The following is a 9,476-nucleotide window of genomic DNA, read 5'->3' as shown; positions in this document are numbered from 1 at the left end:
CGGGGCCACCCCAACTTGCCAAAAACCCACAACAGTTGAGCCTCGCAATATGCGGAAGCTGAACCGGACAGCCGTGGTCTATGTCCGGCCGCCGGCCTTCGTTGCGCCGCCGCCGAACAACATCATCTACCAGAACATCCACAACACGACCGTCATCAACACCGTGATCAATCGTCCGGCGCCGCCGGCCGGACCGATCACTGCAGGCCCCGCGGCGGTGCCGACGCCGGCCGTGGCGGTGGCACCGGCCCTGCCGCCGGCTGTCGTGCAGCGCGCCACGCTGATCCAGCAGGGCAAGGTCCCGCCGCCGGGAGGACCGCTCGCCAATCCCGCACTCCGGCCCGGTGCGGCACCGGCCATTCAGGCCAACGCTCCGCCGGGTGGACCCTCGCCCGCCATGACAGGACCAGGGCAGGGGCATGCCAACGTCAATCCGCTGCCGGTGCCCGGTCGCGGTGGTCCGCCGGTGCCACCATCGGTTCAGACTCCTGGTCTGCGCCAGCCGGCACCGGCATCGCCCTCTGGCGCGCTGCCACCGCCCGCGCGCCAGGATCTGCGCGCGAACCGCACGCCGCCGGGCGCCGTCATGCCGCAGCCGGCAAGGCCATCGGCGATGCCGTCCCGTCCGGTCATGCCGTCAGCCGCTCCGCGCGGGCCTGAGGTGAGCCCGCGCATTCAGCAGGCGACGCCACCGCAGATCCAGCGCCGCCCGCCGCCACCACCGGCGACGGCGCGTCTGAGTCCGCCGCCGGCGCCGCCACGACCGCCGGTTGCACCGATGGTTCGGGCGGCTCCGCCACCTCGGCCGGCGCCACCGCCGCCGCAAGTCATGCGTCCGTCCGCTCCGCCACCGATGGCGCGCCCTGCGCCTCCGCCGCAGATGGCGCGTCCCAATCCGCCGCCGATGGCCGCCGTGGCCCGGCCGGCGCCGCCACCGCCGCCGATGGCACGGCCCGCGGCGCCGCCGCCACGTCCGGCGGCCCCGCCGCCGCCGGGCAAGAGATGTCCGCCGAACGTTCCGCATTGCTGAGCCGCCGCGCGTTGGCCTGACGCCGGCGCGGTTGCAACATCGGCCTGTTTTCGATATGGGCGGACCGCCGGACTGATCGATCGTGGGCGCAAGACGTCGACGGCCGACGACGTGTTGCGGGGGCTTCAGTGAAATCAGCGTTTGTCGGGACCTTGCGCACGCTGTCTTGGCGAAGCTCAATCATGGCCGCCCTTTGCAGCGTCGGTATCGCCGGCCTGCCTTCGCCAAGCGATGCGCAGGGGCTGCCGGGCGCCGAAGCCGTCTATGCCTCGGCGCCGCCGCGCCTGCTCCAGATCCGCACGCTCGTGGCCGATGCCGGCCGCCAGACCTCTACAGGATCCGGCTTTCTGGTCTCGGCCGACGGGCTCGCGGTCACGAACTATCACGTCGTCTCGGATGCAGCGCTCGAGCCGAAGACGTACCGGCTCGAATATACCGGAGCGGATGGCACGCAGGGCGGCGTCACGTTGCTTGCCGTCGACCTGCCCAACGATCTCGCGCTCGTTCGCGTCGACAAGCAGAACGCGCCGTTCTTCTCGTTCGACAAGGCCGCGCTCGACGGCAGCCTGCCGAAAGGCGAGCGGTTGTATTCGCTCGGCAACCCGCTCGACCTCGGCTTCACCATCATCGAGGGCACCTATAACGGCCTCGTCGAGCACAGCTACAACGATCACATCCATTTCACCGGCGCGCTCAATCCCGGCATGAGCGGCGGCCCGGCGGTCAATGCGCAGGGCCAGGTGGTGGGCATCAACGTCGCGACGCGCCGCGGCGGCCAGCTCATCAGCTTCCTGGTGCCCGCACGCTTCGCGGCCGCGCTCCTGGCGCGCGGCCAGGATGCCAGGCCGGCGGCGGCCGATCTGCGCAAGGACGTGATCGCGCAGCTTACGAGCTGGCGGGGAGCGCTCTACAAGTCGCTGGGCGAGGAGGGCTTCCGCGACCGCGTGTTCGGGTCCTATCAGGCGCCGGAGACGCGCGCGGGGTGGTTCGAATGCTGGGCGAGCACCAATGCCAGCGCGTCGCCGAAGCCGCGCGCCAGCATCAATTCGACCAGTTGCAAGGCCGAGGCCAGCGTCTATGTCGCCTCCGACCTCAACACCGGCGTGGTCGAGGTCAGCCACTCCTACGCGAAATCGATCGACCTCAATCAATTCCAGTTCGCGACCGTGCTGACGCAGCTCGCGCAGCCGCGGCTCACCCAGGGCGGCTCATTCCGCAAATGGTACACGCCGCAGCATTGCCATGCCGATTTCGTCGGCGTGACGCCGGCGGCCGCTCATCCGCCGCTGCGCGTGCTGTGGTGCGCGCAGGGCTATCGCGAGTTCGACGGCCTCTATGACATCGTTCTGGTCGCGGTGACCCAGGACCATGCCGACGAGGCGCTGGTGTCGCGGCTGAACCTGCAGGCGATCGCTTATGACGACGCCTTGCGCCTCGGCAAGAGCTTCCTCGAACGCCTGCAGGTCGCACGATGATCTGGATCGAGATCCTCTCCAAGCATCGCGACGTCGCCGGCCGCTTCCGTGTCGATGCCGCCGAGATCAGCATCGGCCGCGGCTACGACAATCACGTCATTCTCGACGATCCCTATGTCGCCGCGCGCCATGTGCGAATTTTCCGCGACGGCGAGGGGCGCCTGGTCGCCGAGGATCTCGGCAGCGCCAACGGCCTCTTTCTCGATCGCGGCAAGAGCCGGAAGCCGCAGCTCGTTCTCGACAGCACCAAGCCGATCCGGATCGGCCAGACGCTGCTTCGGATCCGCGACGCCGGCCATGCCGTCGAGCCGGAGCGGCTCGCGGGCTCCGAACGCGGGGCGCTGCCGATCATCGCCGCGATCGCCCTCGGCGTCGTCCTGCTCGCAATCAACGCGGTGATGACCTGGTTTGCGCAGACCTCCGAGGCGCATCTGTCCGATTATCTCGTGCCGACCGTCACGATGATCGGGGTGGTCGTCGCATGGGTTGGCGTCTGGGCGCTGCTGGCGCGGTTGTTTTCCGGCCGCTCGCATTTTCTGCGCCACCTCCTGATCGCGCAGGCGGGTCTGATCGCGTTCTGGGTCTACAGCGAGTTCGCCCAGATTGCCTCGTTCGCCCTGACCTGGACCGCTGTCTTCACCTACGGCTACCTCGTCTCGTGGATCGTTCTCGCCGCGACCTGCTTGCTGCATCTGCGTGAGGTCGGACGCAGCCATATGCTCGCCAAGGGCGTGGTGGTCGGCCTTCTGCTGGTGGTCGCGATCGCGATCCAGACCGTGCAGCGGTCGGAGGCGCTGGCGAATTCCGGCCGTCCCAATGTGAGCCACGTGCTGATGCCGCCGTCCCTGCGCCTGGTTCCGGTGCAGGACGAGCAGACCTTCTTCGAAGACGCCGCGCGGCTGAGGGCGAAGCTCGATGCGGACCGCGCCGCGCTGGCGCCGGCCGGTGTGGAGCGCTGATCACAGTTCCATTGTCTTTGCTCCCCGAGATTGAAAGTTCCCTGGTTCCCGTCATAGCCTTGAAGCCCGGGTTTCTACGGGGAGGGGGCGATGAACAGGCGAGCGCTGCTGGGACTGGGAGCGGCATTTCTGGTATCAGGATGCCTGACAGGCAAGGAAGGCACCGAATACGCCGTGGTGTCACAGAAGATCGGGGCGCCGCGTCCCGGGCAGTCCCGCATCATCATCGTGAGCTTGAAGGATGCCTGGCTGGACAGGACCACGTGCGACGCCAAGGTCGACGGCGTCGCGCTGAGCCGCCTGATCCCCGGGACCTATGTCTACATCGACCGGCCGGCCGGTCCACACCACCTCGTCGCCACCCAGACCCTGTTCCCGGGCGACTCGGTGCTCGATTTCAATACCGAACCGGGGCGGACCTATTTCTTCTCGATCAGGCCCAGCGACCGGTCCAGGGCGATGCAGGGCGGCGGCATGGCGTTCGGTCTGCTCGGCATGGGCGTGATGGCCGCGGCCTCGTCCGGCGCCGACAACAAGGGCCCGGTCGACTTCGTTCCGCTCCAGGAGGGCCAGGCCCGGACGGCGATGGCCGAGCTTCTGCAGGCGGAATGAGCCCATTTTCCTTGCGTTGCGCCAAAATCCGGCTATATAGCGCGCCATCTCACACGGAAACTTGGCTCTCCTAGAGGGCGTCCGGTGGCAAGCCGGGCCTTGATGGCCTGTTTTTGCTCACGCGTTTCCGGAGGAATCAACCGGAGAATATCCAATGGCGCTGCCTGAATTCACGATGCGCCAGCTGCTCGAAGCTGGCGTTCACTTTGGTCACCAGTCTCACCGCTGGAATCCGAAAATGGCCGATTTCATTTTCGGAGCCCGCAACAACATCCACATCATCGACCTCGCCCAGACCGTGCCGATGCTGCACACGGCGCTGCAGGCCGTCAGCGACACCGTCGCCAAGGGCGGCCGCATCCTGTTCGTCGGCACCAAGCGTCAGGCACAGGACAACGTGGCCGACGCAGCCAAGCGCTGCGCCCAGTACTTCGTCAATTCGCGCTGGCTCGGCGGCACGCTGACCAACTGGAAGACGATCTCGGCCTCGATCAAGCGCCTGCGCCATCTCGACGAGGTGCTGTCCTCGGGCGAAGCCAACTCCTACACCAAGAAGGAGCGCCTAACCCTGCAGCGCGAGCGCGACAAGCTCGACCGCTCGCTCGGCGGCATCAAGGACATGGGCGGTCTGCCCGACATGATCTTCGTGATCGACACCAACAAGGAAGACATCGCGATCCAGGAGGCCCAGCGCCTCAAGATCCCGGTGGCCGCGATCGTCGACACCAATTGCGACCCGAAGGGCATCACCTATGTCGTGCCCGGCAATGACGACGCCGGCCGCGCCATTTCGCTGTACTGCGACCTGATCGCGCGCGCCGCCATTGACGGCATCTCGCGCGCGCAGGGCGAGCTCGGGATCGATGTCGGCGCCTCGGCGGCTCCGCTCGAGGAGGATCTTCCGGCTGCGTCCGCTTCGACGTTCCAGGGGTTGCCTGGTCCGCGCGGCACGGCCGACGACCTCAAGAAGCTCACCGGCGTGTCCGGTGCGATCGAGAAGAAGCTCAACGACCTCGGCATCTTCCACTACTGGCAGCTCGCCGAGCTCAACCACGACACCGCGCACCAGATCGGCGAAGAGGTCGGTCTTCCGAGCCGGGCCGATGCCTGGGTCGCGCAGGCCAAGTCGCTCGCCGACGCGTAAGACGACACAACACCATTCTGGCCGGCGTCGCACGCCGGCCATCGCGACTGAGATAGGTTTTCCTGGCAGCGGGCGGCGGCGAGCCATCCGCTGCGTCGCGCTTTGGACAGGCAAAAGGACGTTCAACAATGGCGAATATCACCGCAGCGATGGTGAAGGACCTGCGCGAGTCGACCGGCGCGGGCATGATGGACTGCAAGGCCGCGCTCACCGAGAACGGCGGCGACATGCAGGCCGCGCAGGATTGGCTGCGCAAGAAGGGCCTGTCGAAGGCCGCCAAGAAGGCCGGCCGCGTTGCGGCTGAAGGCCTGATCGGCGCGCTGACCTCGGGCAAGAAGGGCGTGGTCGTGGAGGTCAACTCCGAGACCGACTTCGTCGCGCGCAACGAGCACTTCCAGGGCCTGGTCAAGATGATCGCCCAGGTCGCGCTCGACGTCGGCGCCGACGTGGAGAAGATCAAGGCCGCCAAGGTCGGCAGCATCACGGTCGAGGCCGCGATTGCCGATTCGATCGCAACCATCGGTGAGAACCAGACGCTGCGCCGCGCGGCCTCGCTCGGAGTGAGCGAAGGCGTCGTGTCGAGCTACGTCCATGGCGCCGTCATCGAAGGCGCCGGCAAGCTCGGCGTCATCGTCGCGCTGGAGTCGCCCGGCAAGACCGACGAGCTCGCCGTGCTCGGCCGTCAGCTCGCGATGCATGTCGCCGCGGCCAACCCGCAGGCGATCGATGCGGCGGGTCTCGATCCCGAGCTCGTCAAGCGCGAGAAGGACGTGCTCGCCGACAAATATCGTCAGCAGGGCAAGCCGGAGAACGTGATCGAGAAGATCGTCGAGTCCGGCCTGAAGACCTACTACAAGGAAGTCACCCTGCTCGAGCAGGCCTTCATCCACGACAGCGGCAAGTCGGTCGCGCAGGCGCTGAAGGAAGCCGAAGGCAAGGTCGGCGGTCCGATCAAGGTCGCCGGTTTCGTCCGCTATGCCCTCGGTGAGGGCATCGAGAAGGAAGAGACCGACTTCGCGGCCGAAGTCGCCGCTGCGAGCGGCAAGAAGTAACGACTGGGCACAGTCACGATCCGGCGCGGCGTTCGCGCCGGATATCAACGCGCGGGATAGGAGAGCATTGGCACATGGCTGAGCCGGTCTATCGTCGCGTCGTGGTCAAGCTGTCCGGCGAGTATCTCGCGGGCCCTCATTCCTTCGGTATCGACCAGCCGACCGTCGATCGGATCGCCGACGACCTCATCGCAGCGCAGAAGCTCGGCATCGAGATCGCCGTCGTGGTCGGCGGCGGCAACATGGTGCGCGGCGTCGAGGTCTCGTCGCAGGGCGTGTCGCGTCCGACCGGCGACACCATGGGCATGCTCGCCACCGTCATGAACTGCCTTGCGCTGGAAGCCGCCATCCAGCGCAAGGGCACCCCGGCGCAGGCGCTCTCGGCGTTCGTCATGCCGGAAGTGTGCGAGCTGTTCACGCGCGCTGCGGCGCACAAGTCGCTGGCCGAGGGACGTATCGTCGTGCTCGGGGGCGGCACCGGCAATCCCTATTTCACGACTGACACCACGGCGGTCTTGCGGGCCGCCGAGATCGGCGCCCAGGCCGTGCTGAAGGCTACGAACGTCGACGGCGTCTACAGCGCCGATCCCAAGAAGGATCCGGCCGCCAAGCGCTTCGACCGGCTGACGCATTCGCAGGCCATCGAAGGCGGCTACAAGGTCATGGACGCGACCGCATTCGCCCTTGCCCGGGAAACATCGCTGCCTATCATTGTGTTCTCCATTGCCGAACCGGGCTCGATCGGCGCGATGTTGCGGGGCGAAGGGCGCGGTACCATCGTCGCGGGGTGAGCCGCGGCGCCGCTGGCGGCCGGTGTTGGACCGGCTTCGAGCCTGCGGTAGAAGCGTAAGCGAGACAGGAATTCGTCCGGGAGTCGCCCAAGTCCGACCGCAGGCCTTTCGAGGCCCGGCAGAGCCGGCCGCAGGCCCCCCGGATTGCAGAAAGGAAAGCGTGATGAGCACGGGCAATTTCGACCTCAACGAACTGAAGCGCCGCATGCAGGGCGCGACCCAGGCGCTGAAGCACGAGCTCGGCGGCCTGCGCACCGGCCGCGCCTCGGCATCGATGGTGGAGCCGGTCCAGGTCGAGGCCTACGGCTCGCACATGCCGCTCAACCAGCTCGCGACCGTCTCCGTGCCCGAGCCGCGGCTGCTCTCGGTGCAGGTCTGGGACCGCTCCATGGTCAAGGCCGTCGAGAAGGCGATCGTCGATTCCAACCTCGGCCTGTCGCCCGCGACCGAAGGCCAGGTGATCCGGCTGCGCATTCCCGAGCTCAACCAGGAGCGGCGAAAGGAGCTGGTCAAGGTCGCGCACAAATATGCGGAAGCTGCCCGTGTCGCCGTGCGTCACGTGCGCCGCGACGGTCTCGATACGCTGAAGAAGCTCGAGAAGAATCACGAGATGTCCGAGGACGACCAGGAGCGCTTCGCCGGCGACGTGCAGAAGGCGACCGACAGCGTGATCTCCGAGATCGACCAGTTGCTGGCGGCGAAGGAAAAGGAAATCCTCACCGTCTGAAGGATGCGCTTGATGTCGAAAGCCGCGGCCCCGGTGACGGAGGCGCCGGACCGGTCCGACGCACCGGCCCATGTTGCCATCATCATGGATGGCAATGGCCGCTGGGCTGCGGCCCGCGGGCTGCCGCGCGCGGAAGGGCATCGCCGCGGCGTCGAGGCCTTGCGCCGCGTGGTGCGCGCCTCGCATGAGCTCGGCATCCGCTATCTCACCATCTTCTCGTTCTCGTCCGAGAACTGGTCGCGTCCGGCCAGCGAGATCGGCGACCTGTTCGGCCTGTTGCGCCGCTTCATCCGCAACGATCTCGCGACCCTGCATCGCGACGGCGTGCGTGTCAGGGTGATCGGCGAGCGCGACGGGCTCGAGCCCGACATCTGCGCGCTTCTCAGCGAAGCCGAGGATCTCACCCGGGGCAACACCAAGCTGACGCTGGTGGTTGCCTTCAACTACGGCTCGCGCCAGGAGATCGCGCGCGCGGCGCAGCGGCTGGCGCGCGAGGTCGCCGAGGGTCGGCGCGATCCGGCGTCGATCGATGCCGATGCCATCGGCGCCCATCTCGATGCGCCCGACATTCCCGATCCCGATCTCATCATCCGCACCAGCGGCGAGCAGCGGCTGTCGAACTTCCTGATGTGGCAGGCGGCCTATAGCGAGCTGGTGTTCGTGCCGATCCATTGGCCCGACTTCGATAAGGCGGCGCTTGAGGGTGCGATCGCCGAGTTCGGCCGGCGTGAACGCCGCTTCGGCGGCCTCGCGGCGAAAACCGCCTCGTGACCAAACCGGATACCGCAGCCGTGGGAGACGCCGCCAACGCCGCGCAGCGCAACGAGGGTGCGCAACCCACAAAGGCTGCGGCCAGCAATCTAGTGATGCGGGTGGCGGCAGCGCTGGTGCTGGTGCCGCTGGCGCTCGGCGCCGCCTATGCCGGCGGCGTGTTCTGGACCGCTCTGGTCACGGTGGTCGCGGTCGGCCTGTATCTCGAATGGCTGATGGTGGTGGGCGAGATCCGCACCGCCAGCGTCGGCACGGCCGGAGCCCTGGCCATCGGCATTGCCGGCGTCTGCTGCGCCTATGGCCTGCTCGACTTCGCCGTCGTCGTGCTCGGGCTCGGCCTGGTCGCCGCTACGGCGCTTGCTGCGGGACGTCGCACCTGGGTGGCCGCCGGCTTCGCCTATGCGTCGGCGGCCGAGCTCGGCTCGGTGCTGGTGCGCTTCGATGCCGCCGAGGGATGGCACGCGCTGGTGCTGGTGTTTCTCGTCGTCTGGGCCAGCGATATCGGCGGCTATGTTGCCGGCCGCAGCATCGGCGGGCCGAAGCTCGCGCCGCGGATCAGCCCGAACAAGACCTGGGCCGGCGCAGTCGGCGGCTTCGCCGCCAGCCTCGTCGCCGCGGCCGCCTGGTCGATGGCCGGCGCCGGCGGACTGGTGACGACGCTCATGCTGGCCGCGACGCTGTCGGTGGTCTCGCAGCTCGGCGACCTCGCCGAATCTGCGGTGAAGCGGCACTTCGGGGTCAAGGACTCCAGTCACATCATTCCCGGCCATGGCGGCCTGTTGGATCGCCTGGACGGCTATGTCGCGGCCATCGTCGTCGCCGCATTGCTCGGTTTGCTGCGCGGCGGCCTCGATGGGGTCGGCCGCGGTCTTCTGGTTTGGTGACCGTCGGCGCAGCCGACCGGTCGATAATGTT

The 9,476-nt window shown here is 67.7% G+C and carries 10 protein-coding genes; all 10 read left to right on the top strand.

Features of this window, described 5'->3' with window-relative positions:
• Window positions 1–49: 49 nt before the first annotated feature.
• The 10 genes from ACQR1H_RS31550 (at window position 50) to ACQR1H_RS31505 (ending at window position 9,445) form a co-directional block, all read left to right on the top strand.
• Window positions 50–1,030, top strand: a complete 981-nt coding sequence (locus tag ACQR1H_RS31550; protein ID WP_434908701.1) for a hypothetical protein — start codon at window positions 50–52, stop codon at window positions 1,028–1,030.
• A 182-nt stretch (window positions 1,031–1,212) separates the two neighbouring features.
• Entirely contained in the window at window positions 1,213–2,505 is a 1,293-nt protein-coding gene (locus tag ACQR1H_RS31545) for a S1C family serine protease (protein WP_316181316.1), read from the top strand.
• Entirely contained in the window at window positions 2,502–3,464 is a 963-nt protein-coding gene (locus ACQR1H_RS31540) for an FHA domain-containing protein (protein ID WP_434908700.1), read from the top strand. Before ACQR1H_RS31545 ends, ACQR1H_RS31540 begins: the two co-directional genes overlap by 4 nt.
• 90 nt (window positions 3,465–3,554) lie before the next feature.
• The gene (locus ACQR1H_RS31535) at window positions 3,555–4,076 is read left to right on the top strand and encodes a hypothetical protein (RefSeq protein ID WP_434908699.1); all 522 of its coding nucleotides are present in this window, start codon (window positions 3,555–3,557) and stop codon (window positions 4,074–4,076) included.
• Window positions 4,077–4,230: 154 nt separating this feature from the next.
• Entirely contained in the window at window positions 4,231–5,220 is a 990-nt protein-coding gene (locus ACQR1H_RS31530; RefSeq protein WP_315799728.1) for a 30S ribosomal protein S2, read from the top strand.
• Window positions 5,221–5,348: 128 nt separating this feature from the next.
• Window positions 5,349–6,272, top strand: coding sequence for a translation elongation factor Ts (gene tsf, locus ACQR1H_RS31525; RefSeq protein ID WP_434908698.1), 924 nt, complete (start codon window positions 5,349–5,351; stop codon window positions 6,270–6,272).
• A gap of 74 nt (window positions 6,273–6,346) precedes the next feature.
• A complete protein-coding gene (gene pyrH, locus ACQR1H_RS31520) occupies window positions 6,347–7,063 on the top strand; it encodes a UMP kinase (protein ID WP_316181314.1) in 717 nt (238 codons plus the stop codon).
• Window positions 7,064–7,226: 163 nt separating this feature from the next.
• On the top strand, window positions 7,227–7,790 hold the full coding sequence (gene frr / locus ACQR1H_RS31515) for a ribosome recycling factor (RefSeq protein WP_315799731.1): 564 nt from the start codon (window positions 7,227–7,229) through the stop codon (window positions 7,788–7,790).
• A gap of 12 nt (window positions 7,791–7,802) precedes the next feature.
• Entirely contained in the window at window positions 7,803–8,561 is a 759-nt protein-coding gene (locus tag ACQR1H_RS31510; protein ID WP_315799732.1) for an isoprenyl transferase, read from the top strand.
• On the top strand, window positions 8,558–9,445 hold the full coding sequence (locus ACQR1H_RS31505; RefSeq protein ID WP_434908697.1) for a phosphatidate cytidylyltransferase: 888 nt from the start codon (window positions 8,558–8,560) through the stop codon (window positions 9,443–9,445). Before ACQR1H_RS31510 ends, ACQR1H_RS31505 begins: the two co-directional genes overlap by 4 nt.
• The last annotated feature ends 31 nt before the right edge of the window (window positions 9,446–9,476 follow it).

The sequence above is a fragment of the Bradyrhizobium sp. HKCCYLRH2015 genome, assembly GCF_051168215.1.
In the GTDB taxonomy this organism is placed as follows: domain Bacteria; phylum Pseudomonadota; class Alphaproteobacteria; order Rhizobiales; family Xanthobacteraceae; genus Bradyrhizobium.
The sequence above is the reverse complement of the archived record's forward strand: the minus strand, read 5'-3'. Positions and strand labels throughout refer to the sequence as shown.